Source organism: Aurantibacter crassamenti, from assembly GCF_016811105.1.
Classification (GTDB): domain Bacteria; phylum Bacteroidota; class Bacteroidia; order Flavobacteriales; family Flavobacteriaceae; genus Aurantibacter_A; species Aurantibacter_A crassamenti.
Genome location: NZ_JAFBGM010000001.1, coordinates 514,891 through 531,964 on the forward strand (window position 1 = coordinate 514,891; position 17,074 = coordinate 531,964).

General features: G+C 34.9%; 18 protein-coding genes. 9 read left to right on the forward strand and 9 right to left on the reverse strand.

All coding sequences use genetic code 11. The annotated features are described in order from the left end of the window. Positions 1-6: 6 nt before the first annotated feature. Together JQC67_RS19125 and JQC67_RS02200 are read right to left on the reverse strand one after the other, a co-directional pair. Positions 7-135 carry a hypothetical protein gene (locus JQC67_RS19125; RefSeq protein WP_262896942.1) on the reverse strand — a complete coding sequence of 43 codons (129 nt, stop codon included), beginning with the start codon at positions 133-135 and terminating at the stop codon, positions 7-9. Between the two features lie 273 nt (positions 136-408). Next, entirely contained in the window at positions 409-1,272 is an 864-nt protein-coding gene (locus tag JQC67_RS02200) for a collagen-like domain-containing protein (protein ID WP_203251228.1), read from the reverse strand. Positions 1,273-1,536: 264 nt separating this feature from the next. Here JQC67_RS02200 and JQC67_RS02205 point away from each other — a divergent pair, with 264 nt between their 5' ends. Further along, entirely contained in the window at positions 1,537-2,445 is a 909-nt protein-coding gene (locus JQC67_RS02205) for an OmpA family protein (protein WP_203251229.1), read from the forward strand. 25 nt (positions 2,446-2,470) lie between these two features. Then, positions 2,471-3,016, forward strand: a complete 546-nt coding sequence (locus JQC67_RS02210; RefSeq protein ID WP_203251230.1) for a hypothetical protein — start codon at positions 2,471-2,473, stop codon at positions 3,014-3,016. 71 nt (positions 3,017-3,087) lie between these two features. Here the strand turns inward: JQC67_RS02210 and JQC67_RS02215 are convergent, their stop codons facing one another. The 4 genes from JQC67_RS02215 to JQC67_RS02230 all read right to left on the reverse strand — a co-directional run bounded on the left by JQC67_RS02215 (position 3,088) and on the right by JQC67_RS02230 (position 7,214). Then, positions 3,088-4,083 (reverse strand): acyl-ACP desaturase, encoded by a 996-nt coding sequence (locus tag JQC67_RS02215; protein WP_203251231.1) that lies wholly within the window; start codon positions 4,081-4,083, stop codon positions 3,088-3,090. Positions 4,084-4,145: 62 nt separating this feature from the next. Then, positions 4,146-4,871 carry a metallophosphoesterase gene (locus JQC67_RS02220; protein WP_203251232.1) on the reverse strand — a complete coding sequence of 242 codons (726 nt, stop codon included), beginning with the start codon at positions 4,869-4,871 and terminating at the stop codon, positions 4,146-4,148. Further along, the gene (locus JQC67_RS02225) at positions 4,868-5,950 is read right to left on the reverse strand and encodes a DNA helicase PriA (RefSeq protein ID WP_203251233.1); all 1,083 of its coding nucleotides are present in this window, start codon (positions 5,948-5,950) and stop codon (positions 4,868-4,870) included. Before JQC67_RS02225 ends, JQC67_RS02220 begins: the two co-directional genes overlap by 4 nt. A gap of 127 nt (positions 5,951-6,077) precedes the next feature. Next, positions 6,078-7,214, reverse strand: a complete 1,137-nt coding sequence (locus tag JQC67_RS02230) for an SPFH domain-containing protein (RefSeq protein ID WP_203251234.1) — start codon at positions 7,212-7,214, stop codon at positions 6,078-6,080. A 180-nt stretch (positions 7,215-7,394) separates the two neighbouring features. Between JQC67_RS02230 and JQC67_RS02235 the strand changes: the two genes are divergently transcribed. The 3 genes from JQC67_RS02235 (at position 7,395) to JQC67_RS02245 (ending at position 9,506) form a co-directional block, all read left to right on the forward strand. After that, positions 7,395-8,336, forward strand: coding sequence for a carbohydrate kinase family protein (locus tag JQC67_RS02235; protein ID WP_203251235.1), 942 nt, complete (start codon positions 7,395-7,397; stop codon positions 8,334-8,336). A gap of 67 nt (positions 8,337-8,403) precedes the next feature. Continuing rightward, on the forward strand, positions 8,404-8,919 hold the full coding sequence (locus tag JQC67_RS02240; protein WP_203251236.1) for an RNA polymerase sigma factor: 516 nt from the start codon (positions 8,404-8,406) through the stop codon (positions 8,917-8,919). Further along, positions 8,916-9,506 (forward strand): hypothetical protein, encoded by a 591-nt coding sequence (locus JQC67_RS02245; RefSeq protein ID WP_203251237.1) that lies wholly within the window; start codon positions 8,916-8,918, stop codon positions 9,504-9,506. The genes JQC67_RS02240 and JQC67_RS02245 overlap by 4 nt, the downstream gene beginning before the upstream one ends. Positions 9,507-9,510: 4 nt before the next feature. Here JQC67_RS02245 and JQC67_RS02250 read toward each other — a convergent pair whose 3' ends face one another. Genes JQC67_RS02250 through JQC67_RS02260 form a run of 3 tightly spaced genes read right to left on the reverse strand, consistent with a single transcriptional unit; the run spans position 9,511 to position 12,285 of the window. Next, on the reverse strand, positions 9,511-10,647 hold the full coding sequence (locus JQC67_RS02250) for an ATP-binding protein (protein WP_203251238.1): 1,137 nt from the start codon (positions 10,645-10,647) through the stop codon (positions 9,511-9,513). Next, complete coding sequence (locus JQC67_RS02255; protein WP_203251239.1) at positions 10,640-11,395, reverse strand: SDR family NAD(P)-dependent oxidoreductase; 756 nt, start codon at positions 11,393-11,395, stop codon at positions 10,640-10,642. Before JQC67_RS02255 ends, JQC67_RS02250 begins: the two co-directional genes overlap by 8 nt. Positions 11,396-11,409: 14 nt before the next feature. Further along, positions 11,410-12,285: an aldo/keto reductase gene (locus tag JQC67_RS02260; RefSeq protein WP_238934444.1), complete on the reverse strand. Its 876-nt coding sequence runs from the start codon at positions 12,283-12,285 to the stop codon at positions 11,410-11,412. 160 nt (positions 12,286-12,445) lie between these two features. Between JQC67_RS02260 and JQC67_RS02265 the strand changes: the two genes are divergently transcribed. From JQC67_RS02265 to JQC67_RS02280, 4 genes are all read left to right on the forward strand, one after another. Continuing rightward, on the forward strand, positions 12,446-13,447 hold the full coding sequence (locus JQC67_RS02265; RefSeq protein WP_203251240.1) for an AAA family ATPase: 1,002 nt from the start codon (positions 12,446-12,448) through the stop codon (positions 13,445-13,447). Positions 13,448-13,544: 97 nt separating this feature from the next. Continuing rightward, the gene (locus JQC67_RS02270) at positions 13,545-14,411 is read left to right on the forward strand and encodes a DUF58 domain-containing protein (RefSeq protein WP_203251241.1); all 867 of its coding nucleotides are present in this window, start codon (positions 13,545-13,547) and stop codon (positions 14,409-14,411) included. Continuing rightward, positions 14,411-16,072, forward strand: coding sequence for a hypothetical protein (locus tag JQC67_RS02275; protein WP_394369463.1), 1,662 nt, complete (start codon positions 14,411-14,413; stop codon positions 16,070-16,072). Before JQC67_RS02270 ends, JQC67_RS02275 begins: the two co-directional genes overlap by 1 nt. Beyond that, complete coding sequence (locus JQC67_RS02280; protein ID WP_203251242.1) at positions 16,073-17,071, forward strand: vWA domain-containing protein; 999 nt, start codon at positions 16,073-16,075, stop codon at positions 17,069-17,071. Positions 17,072-17,074: the final 3 nt, after the last annotated feature.

The window sequence follows — 17,074 nt, forward strand, 5'->3', positions numbered from 1 at the left end:
CTCACTTTAGCTTCTTACTTTATTATTTACATTTTTGGTTTTATCAATTGACCAACTACCATGTAAAAGAGCTTGTGTACCTAACACCAGCACCATTAAAAGGAATGTCAACATATTTGAGATTTTCGTTTTCATGTGTTCTCTTATTTTGACTATTTAAAAATATAGGTTTCTATTCAAGATTTTATCACTTTTTGTGCAAGCCAACTTGAATCTTGTATAACTGTGCTTTTATCTTGTGTAAATGGTTTTTACCTCTCTATCACAATAATCGCTTTCTCTATACTTATTATTAAATTGATGGTTAAGTTGACAAATCAGTTAACTGAGTTTATTTAAAAAATCCGCCGATTGCTTTGTTTTATTAAAACATTCGGCGGACAAACCAACCTAACTCAAACAATTATTTTATTCTGGGATATTTAGTGCAGCACATACTTCACTGTATGACATTTTCTTGAAATCTAAACCTGCTTTCTTTGCTGCTATATTGGCTGGTATAATTACATACCTGAATCGATTACCAGAAGTAAAGCCATTATATGTGTTTTGATCGTCATATATATTTATTCTTAAATTTCCCACTGTTGCGAAAGCTGACCAAACTAAAAGATGAGGTGTTGGTGTAGTAAAATATGAGCTAATAGGCATTTGACTAACCTGTCCACTAGGCCATGTAGCTAAATTTTTCAAATCTGCGTAAACAAGAATAGTTCCTGTATTTAGTATTTCCTGTGTAATTTCTGGTACAGCTTTATTGTAGTCAAAATTATCTATACCATATACTGTAGTTTTCGCCCAAGCGTTTGGAACAAACCAGTTACCATAAATAACATTTGCATTACCATCCACTCCATCATCACCTTTTGGGCCCTGCTCACCTTGAGCACCAGTATCACCTTTCGGGCCTTGCTCCCCCTGTTCTCCCTGCTCACCTTGTGCACCAGGGTCACCTTTTGGACCTTGAGGACCAGGAGCTCCGTCTGCACCGTCAGCGCCGTCTTCACCATCAGCTCCATCCTGTCCATCAGTTCCGTCAGCACCATCTGCTCCATCTTCTCCATCATTACCATCAGACCCATTCGTACCATCTGAGCCGTTAGTCCCATTTGTACTACTTGAACTGTTTACACCATCAGAGCTATTACCTGAATTTTCAGCTACCATATCTTGTGGAATAATTGCATCCTCCAGATTATCCTTTTTGCATGAAGCAAATACCACTAATGTTAGCACTAACATTAATCCTGTAAATAATTTAATAGTTTTCATAATCACATATTTTAAGTTTTATATGCCACTTTATGAAAACAGTAAAACGAAGGTTAACATCTTGAAGAAAATAAAAAACGCTTTTAATAACAGCAATCCTATAAATCACACAAAAAGCAGTGCATCTATTCCGTAATCAAAAATAATAGAGACCTAGCTGTAGCTATTCAAACACCTTAGTATCAGATAATAAATGTGAAAAAAATTAACATTTTAAGTGAATTTTTTAATACATTGTATGCTAAACACTAAATACAATTAACAATGAGTAAAAGAACAACAAATCTGATTGGAATCTTACTTACGATTCTGGCAGGTATTTTTTTCTACTATCAGCTGTGCAGTTCATGCGGCGCAGCGGTTGCAGAAGATGCCCCAGTTGAAAAAGTAGTAGCACCAGCAGTACCTGAAACTACGTCATACCCCTTTGCCTTGAGCGATGTTGGTTATTCGTGCAACGTAAATGACAATTATAATTTTAATGTGTCATCATCAACAATTCTAACCCCTTTAGCTACAGCCGTAAATGATTGCATCGGTTCTCTTAAAACTTATTTAGGCGACCAATCTGATAAAGTAATGAATATTACTGGGTTTTATAAAAGTGATGAGAACAACAACAGTGCTTTCCCCAATTTAGGACTAGCTAGAGCAAATGCTGTTAAAAATCACCTAGTTGAACAAGGTATATCATCAACTCAGATAAATACTTTTGGTCAATTGAAAGAAGAAATGATTTCAAAAGACAACATCTATTACGGCCCTGTTTCTTATAGTTTGGAGACAGAAGCAGCGAATGCTATGGATGACATGAAAGCTTTACGTGATAAAATAAACGCTGATCCCTTGGTACTTTACTTTGACACTGCAGAAGCTTCAATTTCTTTAACGGCAGCTCAGCGACAAAAAATTGCTGATATATCTCGTTATATTGACAAAGTAGCTGATGCCAGTTGCAATGTTGTGGGCCATACGGATAATACCGGAAAAGCTTCAACTAATATGCGACTTGGACAAAATCGTGCAGATTTTGCTAAAGACTACCTTATGAAAAATGGTATTTCTGGCACTAAAATCAACGCAAGTTCAAAAGGCCAAACACAACCTGTTGCAACGAATGCTTCAGAAGATGGTAAAGCAAAAAATAGAAGAACTGAAGTAACATTAAAATAATAGTTAACTAATAAAATAATTTAAAATGGATATTGATTTTTCAAACATATGGTGCTGGTTAATTCCGCTACTTTGCACATTATTTGGTGCTTTATTTGGATACCTTTTAGGAAAAGGCAAGAGTACTACAATTGATAACTCTGCAGATTTAAAACTACTGCAAGATAAAAATGCTAAACTAAGGGCAGATTTAGATGCTTGTAACGGCAAACTATCTGCTAAAGTGGCCGCTCCTACAGCTATGGCCGCAGCCCCTATTGCTGCTTTAATACCTTTTGATGCTGCTGCTGCCAAAGCAGTTTATGGTAAAACTATTAAGCAAGACGATTTAAAAGTTGTAGAAGGTATAGGTCCAAAAATTTCGGAAATGTTTAATAGCGCAGGTATAACTACATGGAAAGCACTTTCTGAAGCTTCTGTTGCTAAATGTCAAGAAATACTTAACTCTGGTGGAGAACGGTATAAAGTACACAATCCGGCATCATGGCCTATGCAAGCAAAAATGTGCTATGAAGGTAAGTGGGCTGAACTTCTTAAATGGCAAGATGAACATGATCACGGTAAATTGTAATCAATGATTCTATGAAATAAAAAAACCTGTCGATTAATTTCGACAGGTTTTTTTATTTCTTGAATAAGATTTTAAATCATTCCATTAGCTTCAACCCATTTGAAACGATATTCATCTTCAGGAAATTTCATACGTTCAGAAATTCGTTCTAATCTTGCTGGTAGTTTAATTAGATAATCACGTGCCTTTTCAGCCTCGTCATTTAAACTTCTAATATTTTCTAACTCCCAATAAGCATTAAGCTTACGCAAAATATCAACATAATCTTGTGCAGTATATACACCTAAACGTTGGGCACAGTTTGAAAAATTCTCAAAAGCTTGTCCTATTGTTCCACCAGATTCTCTCAAGAAATGTGCTGGCATAACTATTTTTTTCTTCATCATATCAGCAAATGCTAACATCATACCTGAAGGATCTTCTCCGAAAATAGTTTTAACAAATTCACGATATGCTAAATGATGTCTCATTTCATCACCTGCAATAATGGTACACATTTTACCAAGCAATGCGTTCCCTTTTTTCTTAGCCATTTGACCAACTCTTTTATGAGAAATATTGGTTGCTAATTCTTGAAATGAAGTATACACAAAGTTTTTATAAGGATCTCTATCAGTACCAATATCAAAACCATCAGACAATAAATGCTGCGTAGTAATCTCAATCTCACGCATATTTACTCTGCCTGAGAGATACAGATATTTATTTAATACATCACCATGTCGGTTTTCTTCCCCTGTCCAAGCACGTACCCATTTTGACCAACCGTTTGGCTTACCATCATGTTGATTTACACCTTCAACATCCATTAACCATGATTCATAAGTCGGTAAAGCTTCTTCAGTAATTGTATCAGCTACCATTGTAACCCAGAAATCATATCCAAGCTCTTTTGATTCACCACGTAATGTTTCTACTTCATCTAAAAAGTTATCACTTCTAGAATCAGGTAGAAAATCAGACGGTTGCCATATATCTTCAACTGGAATAAGAAATTGGTTCATAAACCCGTCTACTTGGTGTTCAATCGCCTGCATTACCTCTAACCTAATATTCTTTTCGGCCATCTCGTATTTTTTACAAAGTTCGTAATAATATAATTAAGTCGTGTCTTAAAATAAAGTCTCTTTTAATTGCGTCCTTTTTCTTCAGGATACAGTAAATATACTGGGTCGCTTTGCCACACTTCTTTGGTGTCAACATCTATTATTGAAAGTGGTCCTTTAAAGGCGGCCCCGGTATCTATATTCCACACATTTGCCGCTTTCTGCGGGGTGGTTTCACCCATTCGCGTCACCGGTGTGTGGCCTATATATATCTCAAGATAATGCACCAATCTTTTCGGATAACTCGGACTATCAAGAGTCAAATCTTTATCTAATGATACTGCCATTTCCCATAAGGTACGATCCCAATAAAAGGTTTTCGCAAAATATTCATGTTCAACACCCTTCAAGTTTGTGAAACCAGCATGCAGATACAATCTATTATTCTCATCAATAAAATAATTTCTCAGCCCTTCATAGAACATCATATGTAAATCACTAGCTGACTCATCAGCATTGCGATATGAATCTAAAGTTGCTTGTCCACCATGCTGCAGCCACACGTCATTTACTTCATCATTAGACAACCATTCTAAACACAATTCATCATGATTGCCACGTAAAAAAATACATTGATGTGTTTCATCAAGTTCTGATAAAAAATCAACAGTTTCTACAGCTTCGCTCCATCCGTCTACATAATCACCTAAAAAAACCAATCGATCATCACGTGTAACTTTTGCACGCTCAAAAACTTGAATTAACCCACGCAAACCTGAATGTATGTCTCCTATTACCAGTGTTCTCATTGTACAAAAATCGCTATTACGGCAATAACTACAATGATAAAAATCACCAAAAAGAAAATTTTCCAGAATGAATAAGGTCTTGTACCACTTATTTTGCCTGTTTGCCCGTTAATATAGAAATGATATTCTTTACCATTAAACCTGTAAGCACTAATATACATGGGCAATAGAATATGCTTAAAAGTTTCATCTGACAACTTAATATCTGCACTATGAATGCGTTGGGTATCACCACCAATATCGCGCCTAATAATAGAATATGCAATATCTTTTGCTGTTTGAAAAGACTGATGGTGACCCTCTTTTAAGGATATGGTATATTTTTCTGTTACAAAACCTGATAAATATTTAGAATTGAAGCCTGTTAATTCTTCTAAATTCCAGAAAGCTACTGCCTTCGGAATTTCACGACGCTTTTTTTCAGATGAATTAATTAAAATGTCATCAGCAAACCCATCAATCGATCCCGAAGCCGGATACCATTTTGTTTTTCGAACCTGTCTATTTTGAACTCCACTTTTAGTCTTTATTCTTTTGGTTTCATAATAATACTCACCACGTTGCCCTTGATAACCCGCACGAATTTTAGCATCAAAGGTCCAATGTGGAATATAAATTCCGTGTAATCCTTCAGGGTCTAAAGCTGCCTTTTTAAGATTGTCAGGGGCAAACCAAATACCGCTCACCCAATTTTTAAAAATAGATTGAGCCCTTTTAGAGTCAAGCTGAAAAGGTACGAGTGCACCAGGTATTATCCATCCTTCTTTATTAATATCCTCTTTAATCAAAGGCTCGCTACAATACACACAATGCAATGATTTAAAGTTTTCCTCAGTATGCTGATTAGCACCACAGTTCTTACAATGAAGCAGATCAATAGTTTCGGTGTATGCATTATCACCCACAACTTTTAAATAATGTTGCAGCTCTAATTCTTCAAAACTACTTTTTGAATTCTCAATAAATTCTTCATACCCACAATACTCACATTTAATCTGATGTGAACCGGGCTTGAATTTCAATTCTGCACCACAAGAGGCACAGGCCTTTTTACTTTCTGAATTTTTAACGTCTTCCATTCACCTCAACCCAATACTTTATTCTCCCTTCGGATAAATTTTGATAGAAATCTTTATTTGACCAATAGTTTAATACTTAACCTTGAACAAAAAATCAAAGCCTATACTCAACATATTGGTTCTTGAATTATGTAGTTGGCAAAGGTGGAGGCGTATTTCCTCCTAAAAACACTTTCAGCTCTTCAACATCTTTTAAAGCAACCCACCCTGAAAGACCCTGTTTCCAAACTAAGGTATCTTTATTGATGGTTCTATTTGCAAAAAGTTCTTGCAATTTTTCAATTGGTGCTGGGCCCTGTTGCTGACCATTAACTGCAAAGTGATACATTGTTTGCACAGGCATTGGCGGTGGAATTGAAGCGCCAGTTGAAGCCTGAACAGCGGGTTGTTGTCCTAAGTTCGGATTCATCATATTTCCCATTTGTTGCGCTAAAACAAAACCCATTCCCATTCCCATGCCAGCGCCAGCAGTACCACCTTCATTTTTAGCAGCTTCTTCCATTGCTTTTGCAGCTTTAAACTGAGCCAGCTTGGTCATATCTAACTTATCTAAACGACTGTATTCAAATATTTCTTTTTTAAGCTCTTCTGGCATTGAAACATTTTCAATGTAAAACCGCTCTAGCTCAATACCAACACGTCCAAATTCTGGCTGCATAACTTCTTGGCATGTTTCAGAAAGCTCTGTGGTATTAGCAGCGTACATTTCAATAGGCAAATTAGCGCCACCAATTGTATTGGTAAAACGAGTCACTATTAAGCTTTTTAGGTGTTCATTTACTTCATAATTTGTAAAATGACCATCAGTACCGACAACATTGATTACAAATTTACCTGACTCTTGAATTCTAAAACTATAGGTACCAAAAGCTCTAATCTCAACCATACCAAAACGCTCATCGCTTAAAATAAATGGGTTTTTTGTACCCCATTTTTCATCGGTAAATAGGCGAGTGTTTACAAAATAAACCTCAGCTTTAAACGGACTATTAAAACCATACTTCCATCCTTTAATTGTTGAAAGAACAGGAAGGTTCTGGGTATTTAACGTATAGGTGCCCGGCTTAAAGACATCAGCCAATTGACCTTCACTTATGAAAACCGCTTCTTGCCCTTCTCTAACTATGAGTTGTGCACCATTTTTTATTTCATTTTGGTAGCGTTCAAAACGATGTACAATTGTATCATTAGTATTGTCTAGCCATTCAACTATATCTATAAATTCATGGCTAAGTTTTTTCTTTATTTCATCAAATAAATTCATTGTGTCTATAGTTTTATATATTTGGATAAAAAGGTAAGGAATTATTACAGGAGAGCTTATTAAAATATCGCTAATTTTTAATTGCTTTTTTATATATTACAATTCTACAACCTTCTATTATTTTCGTGTAAACAACACACCTTTTGTAATCATTACCAACTTTAAAAGACCAATTACTAGATGAAAGAAGTTTTCTGTATCGGAGAATTATTAATAGATTTCGTAGCTGAAAAACAGGGTAATGACCTTTCATTGGCCAACATATTTACAAAAAAGGCTGGTGGCGCACCGGCTAATGTTGCTTGCGCAATTGCAAAGCTAGATGGTAAAAGTAGTTTTATAGGATGCGTTGGCAACGATCAATTTGGTGATTTTTTATTACGCATTCTTGAAGAGTATAAAGTTGATTTAAGCTTAGCACAACGATCAAAAACGTTTACCACTTTAGCTTTCGTTTCTATTTCTGATGATGGCGAACGAGATTTTGTTTTTAGCAGAGGGGCAGATAAAGAACTACAATATGACCCAGCAATTAAGAAAAGTTTTAAAGACAATTTAGTTCATTTTGGTGCCGCTACAGCGCTACTTGGTGGTAATTTAGAAGATGCATACAGTCACTATTTATTTGATGCACTAACAAAGAATTCTTTTATAAGTTTTGATCCTAATTTCAGAGAAGATCTTTGGAAAGATGATGCCAAAACTTTCATTAAAAAATGTAAACCATTCATAGAAAAATCACATCTCTGTAAATTTAGTTTAGAGGAAGCACAATTACTTTCGGGCAAAGCTAAGTTAGAAGACGCCTGTGACTATTTTCATGAAACGGGGGTGCCATTAATAGTAGTTACCTTAGGGGGTGAAGGCACATACGTCAGTGCTCCTAACCTCAAAAAAACAATTGGAAGTATTCCCGTTGAACCAGTAGACACGACCGGAGCCGGTGATGCCTTCATAGGTTGCTTACTAAGACAAATTTCTTCATTAGCGGATCCAAAAAGCATTATTACAGAATCTACTGTTTTAGAAAAAATGATTGAAATTGCAAACAAAGCCGGTGCAATTACTACAACAAATTTTGGAGCTATTCCATCATTACCAAGTACTGAACAGATTTTTTAAAAACTTCACATTCTTTGTCATATTTTCATAGGCCATGTCACTAAATAGTTAGAGACAAAGCAATACTATGGATAAAGACTTAGAAACTACTTTTCTTTCTGCACTAGATGAGCATCAGCATAAGCTACTTCGAATATGCTCAGTCTATGCTAAAGATGACGATGACACCAAAGACCTTTTTCAAGAGGTATTGGTAAACATCTGGAAATCTATGCCCACATTCAAAGGAAATTCAACAATTGGCACCTGGATGTATCGGATAACCTTAAATGTTTGTCTGCGCTTAAAAACCAAAGAGATTAAAAAACAAAAGAAATTGTTGCGCTTAGACAGTCGCGCTATAAACTTTTATAAAACAGAAACTTTAGATGATAAAGAAAGTGAACAACGAGAGAAATTGCTGCAACTACGCAAGTGCATTAAACAGCTAAATGAAGCTGATAAAGCAGTCATCACCCTATATTTAGAAGCACTGCCTTATAAAGAAATTTCAAGCATTACGGGCTTAACTGAAAATACGATTGCCGTAAAAATAAAACGCATCAAATCGAAATTGTTGAACTGTATAAAATCACTATCATGATAGAAGACGAACTTATAAATATTTGGCAATCTTCCCCTCAAGTGGAACAAGTAAAATTCGAAAAGTCGCGATTGATGCTAAATCTCGAATCTAGTTTAAGTCGTTTTCTTCGATTTGTAAAGTATCGTATTTTAATTGATCAAATCGCAGCAATATCAATGATTCCTGCATTTCTTTTTGGCATCTATTTTATACCCCCTATTCTTTCTAAAATTGCCTCGTTTTTAATAGTTATATGGGCAATATGGTACGCCTTGCAACTTTCAAAGACTAAACAGAGTAAGCCAGAATCCGTCACACTAAATTATCTAGAATACCTAAAAAAAAATAAAGATTATATGATATATCTTAAAAAGACGATAGTTAAGTCGATGTACTCGTATGCTTTATTAGCGTTGCCAGCCTACTTTTTATCAATCGCCGGTGTATACTTTGATGGGATAATCAATCTATCTTTCGTTATCAAATTAATAATTCTTGGTGTAGCTGGGCACATAGGAGCCTACATATATAGTATATGGGAGGTGAAAAAAATCAGCGAACAAATAAAAAAAATTGATGAACTTATAAAAGTTATGGAGGAATAATATTCTAACTATACTTAACCTTTCGTAAAATTCTGAGTGCTTCTTTTAAAGATAGATAAATTTCTTTATCAAATTTTTTCAAGAGTGAACGCGCATTTTCCATTTTATCTTTTGCATCTTCAAAACCATTGAAATAGCAAATTAAATACGAATCTGGCAACTGCTCTATATCTTTTACTTCCGAAGAATTTAACGTTATGTTCTTTTCTAATTTTTTCAACAAAGCATTATTTGCGTTAAAAATATGGTGCAACGTTTTAGCATCATATTGCGGTGGTTCAAAAAGTAGATTACTCTGTATTTGATAGGTGCCATTTTCTGAGAAAACAATATTGGTTTCTTCTAACGGAAAATATTTTTGACTTGCACCTAGTTCTAGATTTACATATTCAACGGTTGAAAATGAATCATCATCAAATGAGATTGTGACTTCATCTAAAGCAGAATAAAAAAGTTTTACCTGCTCATTAATTAGTTCAATATCTACACGTGAATAAAAGGTTTTATCATTAACAACTTTAGTGTTTCCTGCCCAACAAACAATGAATTGCTCTTTAAAAACTTTATAACTACTCTCTAAATCTTTATGTCTATTATTTATAAAATCGATAACACCATCAAGCGTAAGTTCAATATTATTTTTGGCATGCTGCTCAACGGTAGCAACCAACTTTGAATTGATATCTTTTAATTCTACATCAAAAGCTTTTGGCATACTAATACTACCTTCTCTAAAGAAAACAGCGCCGCCATAATACTTCCAAATATTCTTACGCAATGCACAAACTTTCCCATTTGATTTAATGGTGACTAGGCCAACAACTTTACCTTCTTCCAATTGCGGAAAAGGTATATTCTCATAAGAAATTAATGGTGGATTATCTAAATAGGCATTAACAAGATTTTGAATTTTACTATCATCAAAGAAATCAACTCCCACTATCTTATTGTCTTCATCTTCTACCCCAACAACAATAAATGAATTATTTTTAGGATTGCTATTAGCCAATGCACAGACATGCTTTAAGAATTTGGCTTTACCCTCTTTAGAGCCAAAATTGATAAAACGCTTTTTGTCATAAAAACTATTTTCATCATTATGAGCGAGAAGGTTTTTTACAAGAAGCCGTTTGTTAATCATTTTTGTTTACGATTGTAGAAGAAGCTTGCGCTGTAGACATTACAACCAAATCAGCAATATTTACATGATACGGCCGTGTGATTACAAAGTGAATAATATCAGCCACATCTTCAGGTCTTAGGGGTTGAAAACCCTTATAAACATTTTTAGCTCTTTCTAAATCACCTTTAAAACGCACATCACTAAATTCAGTTTCTACCAAACCTGGGTTCACTGCCCCTACTCGAATTCCGTAGGCATTTAAATCAATTCGCAAACCTTGATTTATTGCATCAACAGCATACTTACTAGCACAATAAACATTTCCGTTTGGGTAAACTTCTTTCCCCGCCGTGGATCCAATATTAATAATGTGCCCCCCTTTTCTTTCAACCATTTGCGGTAAAATGGCTTTTGTAATGTAAAGCAAACCTTTTACATTAATATCTAACATGGCATCCCAATCATCAATACTACCTTTATCAATTGGATCTAGACCGTGCGCATTACCCGCATTATTTAATAAAACATCAATTTTAGAAAATTCAGCTGGAATAGAATTTATGGCTTTTAATACAGCTTCTCGATCCCGTATATCAAAATTTAGAGTAATTAAATTTGACCCATTTGATAATTTATTCACCAGGTCATCAAGACGTTCTTGTCTTCTTCCGCAAAGAATAAGTTTAAAATTTTGTGCGGCTAATAATTCAGCCGTTGCATAACCGATACCACTTGTAGCACCTGTAATTAAAACTGTTTTTGACATGATAACATATTTATTTAAGCCACTTCATGGCCTGTACTTGCTTCTAAAAGTGAGAACCAATCTTCAAGTTCAAGTTTCACTTCTGTAGCTTCTATTGATTTTTGTAAACGTATTTTACTTGTTGTACCCACAACGGGCGAAATAAATGCAGGTTGCTTCATAAGCCAGGCAAGCAGCAATTGGTCTTCTGAAACCTGATATTTGTCTAGCATGGGTTTCATTGCTTGTTTTATTCGCACGACTTGTTCAGTATTTTCTCTAAAATAACTTCCTAATGGGCTCCAAGCCATGCTCCACCTCTTATTTATCATACAATCGTCTAATGAACCATCATTCATGGCTGAAGGTTTAGTTAAAGAGAACTCAACTTGATTTGCATCAACCTTAAAATAAGATTCAAGCATTGCAATTTGTGAAGGGGTAAAGTTCGAAACACCAACACTTTTAATTTTACCTTCTTCTTTTAGCTGTGTAATGGATTCAGCAATCACCTCTGCATTCATTAGTGGTGAAGGTCTATGCAGCAATAATAAATCAAGATAGTCCGTTTTCAAATTTTTAAGCGAATTCTCAACAGACCAAATAATATGCTTTTTAGAATAATCATAATGCTTGACTTTGGTTTTCCTATTTTCGCTAAGTAATTGTATTCCACATTTACTAATTAGCTGAACATTTTCACGAGAAATTTGACTTTCTTTAAAAGCAACACCAAATTCAGTTTCAGTAGAATAGCCTCCGTAAATATCAGCATGGTCAAATGTAGAAATACCGAGTGCAAAACAGTCTTCAATTAACTGAATCATTTCTAATTTTGAAAGCTGTTTACCCCAACTTCCCCAGGTCATCGTACCTGCAATTATTCTGCTGTTTGGCGCATCTTTTATCATAAGGATGTTAAATTAAAAATATTTACCTTAACATCTTCCTAAAACTTAGGGGTTTTTGAGCTATTTTAACCAATCATTAACAGGCAATGATTAAATAAATTTTCAATTTGCGCCCTACTATTCAACCAACTATATTTATAGACAAAAAATTACGCTTCTTATGGATGATAATACTACTGTGGATATAAGCGCAGTAAATGAGAAAATTGCAAAGGAAAGTGCATTTATAGACTTGCTCACAACAGAAATGAACAAGGTTATTGTTGGCCAAAAACATATGGTTGAACGATTATTAATTGGACTTTTAGGTCAAGGTCATATCTTATTAGAAGGTGTGCCTGGTCTAGCAAAGACATTAGCGATAAATACATTAGCTAAAGCTGTTAAAGGTAGTTTTAGTAGAATTCAGTTTACACCTGACCTTTTACCTGCAGATGTTGTAGGTACCATGATATACAACATGAAGGTCAACGACTTTTCAATAAAAAAGGGTCCTATTTTTGCAAATTTTGTTTTGGCAGATGAAATTAATCGTGCCCCAGCAAAAGTGCAATCAGCATTGCTTGAAGCCATGCAAGAGAAACAGGTAACTATTGGTGATGAAACCTTCATTTTAGACAAACCATTTTTGGTTATGGCTACACAAAATCCTGTAGAACAAGAAGGTACTTACCCCTTACCAGAAGCACAAGTAGATAGATTTATGCTGAAAACGGTTATTGACTATCCAAAAATGGCCGAAGAACAAAGCATCATGAGACAAAATCTTTTGGGTGTTTATGAAACCGTAAATCCAGTAGTTTCGATTGAACAAATTTTAAGTGCACAAAAAACGGTTCGGGAAGTCTATATGGATGAAAAAATTGAGAAGTATATTTTAGATATCGTTTTTGCAACTCGTTACCCTGAAAAATACAACTTAGAATCACTCAAGCCATTAATAAGTTTTGGAGCATCACCACGTGGAAGTATCAACCTAGGTGTTGCAGCTAAATGTTACGCATTTATTAAGCGTAGAGGGTATGTAGTACCAGAAGACGTGAGAGCAATAGTACATGATGTATTGCGTCACAGAATTGGTATTACCTATGAGGCCGAGGCTGAAAATATTACTTCAGAAGAAATTATCAATAAGATTGTAAACGAAATCGAAGTACCTTAAAAAGGTCAATTGTAAAATAGATTGGCAGCCTTGGTTTAGAAATTAATTGCCAACTTTTTACGGCTTACTGATTATTGTTAACTGTTTATTGACATTAATGGATACTAAAGAACTTCTTAAAAAAGTACGTAAGATCGAAATTAAGACCCGGCGTCTTTCCGATCATATTTTTGGAGGCGAATATCATTCGACCTTCAAAGGGCGTGGTATGACTTTTAGTGAAGTACGTCAATATCAATTTGGTGATGATGTAAGAGCCATTGATTGGAATGTTACTGCCCGTTATAACGAGCCATACATTAAAGTTTTTGAAGAAGAACGAGAATTAACCATGATGCTAATGGTTGATGTTAGTGGTTCTGAATTATTTGGAACTACCAATCAGTTCAAAAAAGAAATTTTAACTGAAATATCAGCAACGCTTGCATTTTCAGCAATGCAGAATAACGATAAGGTAGGCCTCATTTTATTTTCTGATGAAGTAGAGCTTTTTATTCCTCCTAAAAAAGGAAAAAGTCACGTTTTAAGAATCATTAGAGAATTACTAGAATTCAAGCCTAAAAGCCATAAAACTGATATTGCAGGGGCATTGCGCTATCTTTCAAATATGATGAAGAAAAAGGCAATTGTTTTTGTCTTGTCTGATTTCATTGCTGAAGACTATGAACAAACCTTAAAAATTACGGGCAACAAGCATGATGTTACCGGTATTCGTGTTTATGATCATCGCGAAGAATCTATTCCGAATTTAGGAATGGTACAAATGCAAGATGCTGAAACAGGGCAGATGCAAGTAATTAATACCCAATCTAAAAAGGTTAGACAATCTTATGCCAAATATCACATTGAAAAGGTTGCCTATTTCACTGAGACATTTAAAAAATCAGGTTGTGGAGTAATAAGTTGTAGGGTTGACGAGAGTTATGTGAAAAAATTATTGGGTTATTTTAAGCGTAGAGGATGATGCATAGTTTGATACATAAAATACAAAATTTGAAATCTATATCGCCTAAAGTGCGATATGCTTTTCTATGCTTGTTTCTATATACCGCTGTCGGGTTTTCTCAAACTGCACCAATAATCACTTCTGAGGTTGACACAACCTTTATTAAAATTGGCGAACAATTAAAGTTCACGGTAACCGTAGATGCTGATACTACTGCGCAAGTAATATTTCCGGAAGGGCAAACATTTTCGCCATTAGAAACTGTAGAGGCTTTGCCAACAGATACCACTAAAAAAGATAGTAGATATATTTTACAAAAATCTTATACGCTTACCCAGTTTGATTCTGGACAATACAAACTACCAACGCAATTTATTGACATTAATGGCAAAGGTTTTTATACCGACTCACTAGTGGTTAATGTTGCAACCGTGCCAGTTGACACGCTTGCTCAAAGAATGTATGACATTAAGCCATTTATTAATGTAGAAAAAAATCACGCTTCACTTTATAAAATTCTGCTCGCAATCTTAGCAGCAGTATTAATTGTAGGTGCTTTATTGTACTGGTTTGTTTTCCGCAAAAAACCATTGACAGAAGAAGAAAAAGTTGCACTCTTACCGCCCTACGATCGAGCTTTACTAGAGCTAAAAAACTTAGAAAATTCAAAATACCTCATTCAAGACGAATACAAACAATACTATACAGAACTAACAGACATCGTACGTTCATATCTTGAAGAAGATGTTCACGTTTCAGCTTTAGAAAGCACCACAGATCAGTTAATTGAAAAGCTTGAAATGCGTAGAGATGCGGGTGAATTAAAGTTAGATGATGAAACACTAAAACAATTTAAGCAAATATTAGAAACTGCAGATTTGGTAAAATTTGCAAAATCAAAACCAGAAACTTCAGTTGCTGAAAATCATAGAAAGTCAATTGAGCAAATCGTGATTAAAACACATGATGCGCTGCCCGAACCTACTGAAGAAGAATTACAAGAACAAGAGGCTTATCAAGAAGAATTGGCTAGAAAAAAGGAGCGAAAAAAATGGATAATAGTCGGGGTTGCTACACTTGGGGCAATCATTTTAGCAATAACAGGCTTATCAATTCACTATGGTCCAAAACATGTTTGGGATACTGTGACTGGTAATGAATCTAAAAAATTACTAAGTGGTGAATGGGTTTCAAGCTCGTATGGCTATCCCCCAATATTATTAGAAACGCCAGATGTTTTAGTCAGACAGAAAACCAAAATACCAGCAGAGGCACAAAGCAAGATAAAAGAACTGAGCACTTTTGGATATCATAATGAAAATACCTTTTTAACAATTGCTGCAACATCAACTCAATTTGCAGATGAATCTGAGCCAGATCACGAAAAAACTATAGAGGGTCTAATTAACGGGTTAGAAAAGAAAGGTGCTAAAAATATTATTACCAAAAATGACGAGTACACTACTATTTCTGGAGTAAAAGGACTGAAAACATATGGTAGCGGTCAATTTAAAGTTCCTAATTCTGATGAATTAGTAAGAGGTAAATATGAGATATACAGTTTTGGCGGGCCTGGTTTTCAGCAGCAGATTTTAATAACATGGTTAGCTGATGATGAATATGCTGAGGAAATAGTAAATCGAATTGGAAGCACTTTAGAAGTTAAAATAGAATTATAGATGTTAGATAATATTTCATTTGCAAATCCTGATTTTTTCTGGTTGCTATTATTGCTTCCGGCGGCTTTGCTATGGTATTTTTTCAAACGGAAAGAGCAAAGTGCCGCGTTAACCATTTCAAGCATTGGTGGTTTTTCCAGAGGAAGTATTCTTCCAAAACTTAGACATCTTTTATTTTTTCTAAGGTTATTGGCATTGGCAGCAATTATAGTTGCAATGGCAAGACCGCAAACTGAAGACATTTCAACAAGAACCAAAACCACAAAAGGTATTGATATTGTAATGGCAATTGATGTTTCTTCAAGTATGTTAGCGCGAGATTTAAAACCAAATCGTCTTGCCGCTTTAAAAGAAGTAGCTTCAGATTTTATTGCAAAAAGACCAAATGATCGCATTGGCTTAGTTGCATATGCAGGTGAAGGATATACTAAAACTCCAATAACCAGTGACAAATCAATCGTACTTGGTGCATTAGGAGAAATCACATATGGTCAACTAAATGATGGTACTGCTATTGGCATGGGACTAGCAACCGCAGTAAACCGATTGAAAGAGAGCAAAGCAATTAGCAAAATAATCATTCTTTTAACCGATGGTGTAAATAACGCTGGTTTTATAGAACCGCAAACTGCTGCAGATTTAGCTGTAGAATTTGGCATTAAAACCTATACAATTGGGCTTGGTACAAATGGTAATGCATTGTCACCAATTGCATATAATGCAGATGGTTCTTTTAGGTATGGTATGCGTCAAGTTGAAATTGATGAAAAACTATTACAAGAAATTGCAACAGTTACTGGTGGAAAATATTTTAGAGCCACCAATAATGAAAAGTTAGAAGCGATTTATGACGAGATTAATAAATTAGAAAAAACAGAAATAGAAGAATTTAAATATTACAGATACGAAGAAAAATTTCGCCCATGGATTTTATTAGCAGGTGCACTGCTATTATTAGAGTGGTTTTTGCGAAATACCGTGTTCCGTAGTTTTATATAACAA

Coding starts and splice junctions, on each gene's coding strand:
- JQC67_RS19125 (WP_262896942.1), bottom strand. CDS start 135: ATGAAAACGAAAATCTCAAATATGTTGACATTCCTTTTAATGGTGCTG.
- JQC67_RS02200 (WP_203251228.1), bottom strand. CDS start 1,272: ATGAAAACTATTAAATTATTTACAGGATTAATGTTAGTGCTAACATTA.
- JQC67_RS02205 (WP_203251229.1), top strand. CDS start 1,537: ATGAGTAAAAGAACAACAAATCTGATTGGAATCTTACTTACGATTCTG.
- JQC67_RS02210 (WP_203251230.1), top strand. CDS start 2,471: ATGGATATTGATTTTTCAAACATATGGTGCTGGTTAATTCCGCTACTT.
- JQC67_RS02215 (WP_203251231.1), bottom strand. CDS start 4,083: ATGGCCGAAAAGAATATTAGGTTAGAGGTAATGCAGGCGATTGAACAC.
- JQC67_RS02220 (WP_203251232.1), bottom strand. CDS start 4,871: ATGAGAACACTGGTAATAGGAGACATACATTCAGGTTTGCGTGGGTTA.
- JQC67_RS02225 (WP_203251233.1), bottom strand. CDS start 5,950: ATGGAAGACGTTAAAAATTCAGAAAGTAAAAAGGCCTGTGCCTCTTGT.
- JQC67_RS02230 (WP_203251234.1), bottom strand. CDS start 7,214: ATGAATTTATTTGATGAAATAAAGAAAAAACTTAGCCATGAATTTATA.
- JQC67_RS02235 (WP_203251235.1), top strand. CDS start 7,395: ATGAAAGAAGTTTTCTGTATCGGAGAATTATTAATAGATTTCGTAGCT.
- JQC67_RS02240 (WP_203251236.1), top strand. CDS start 8,404: ATGGATAAAGACTTAGAAACTACTTTTCTTTCTGCACTAGATGAGCAT.
- JQC67_RS02245 (WP_203251237.1), top strand. CDS start 8,916: ATGATAGAAGACGAACTTATAAATATTTGGCAATCTTCCCCTCAAGTG.
- JQC67_RS02250 (WP_203251238.1), bottom strand. CDS start 10,647: ATGATTAACAAACGGCTTCTTGTAAAAAACCTTCTCGCTCATAATGAT.
- JQC67_RS02255 (WP_203251239.1), bottom strand. CDS start 11,395: ATGTCAAAAACAGTTTTAATTACAGGTGCTACAAGTGGTATCGGTTAT.
- JQC67_RS02260 (WP_238934444.1), bottom strand. CDS start 12,285: ATGATAAAAGATGCGCCAAACAGCAGAATAATTGCAGGTACGATGACC.
- JQC67_RS02265 (WP_203251240.1), top strand. CDS start 12,446: ATGGATGATAATACTACTGTGGATATAAGCGCAGTAAATGAGAAAATT.
- JQC67_RS02270 (WP_203251241.1), top strand. CDS start 13,545: ATGGATACTAAAGAACTTCTTAAAAAAGTACGTAAGATCGAAATTAAG.
- JQC67_RS02275 (WP_394369463.1), top strand. CDS start 14,411: ATGCATAGTTTGATACATAAAATACAAAATTTGAAATCTATATCGCCT.
- JQC67_RS02280 (WP_203251242.1), top strand. CDS start 16,073: ATGTTAGATAATATTTCATTTGCAAATCCTGATTTTTTCTGGTTGCTA.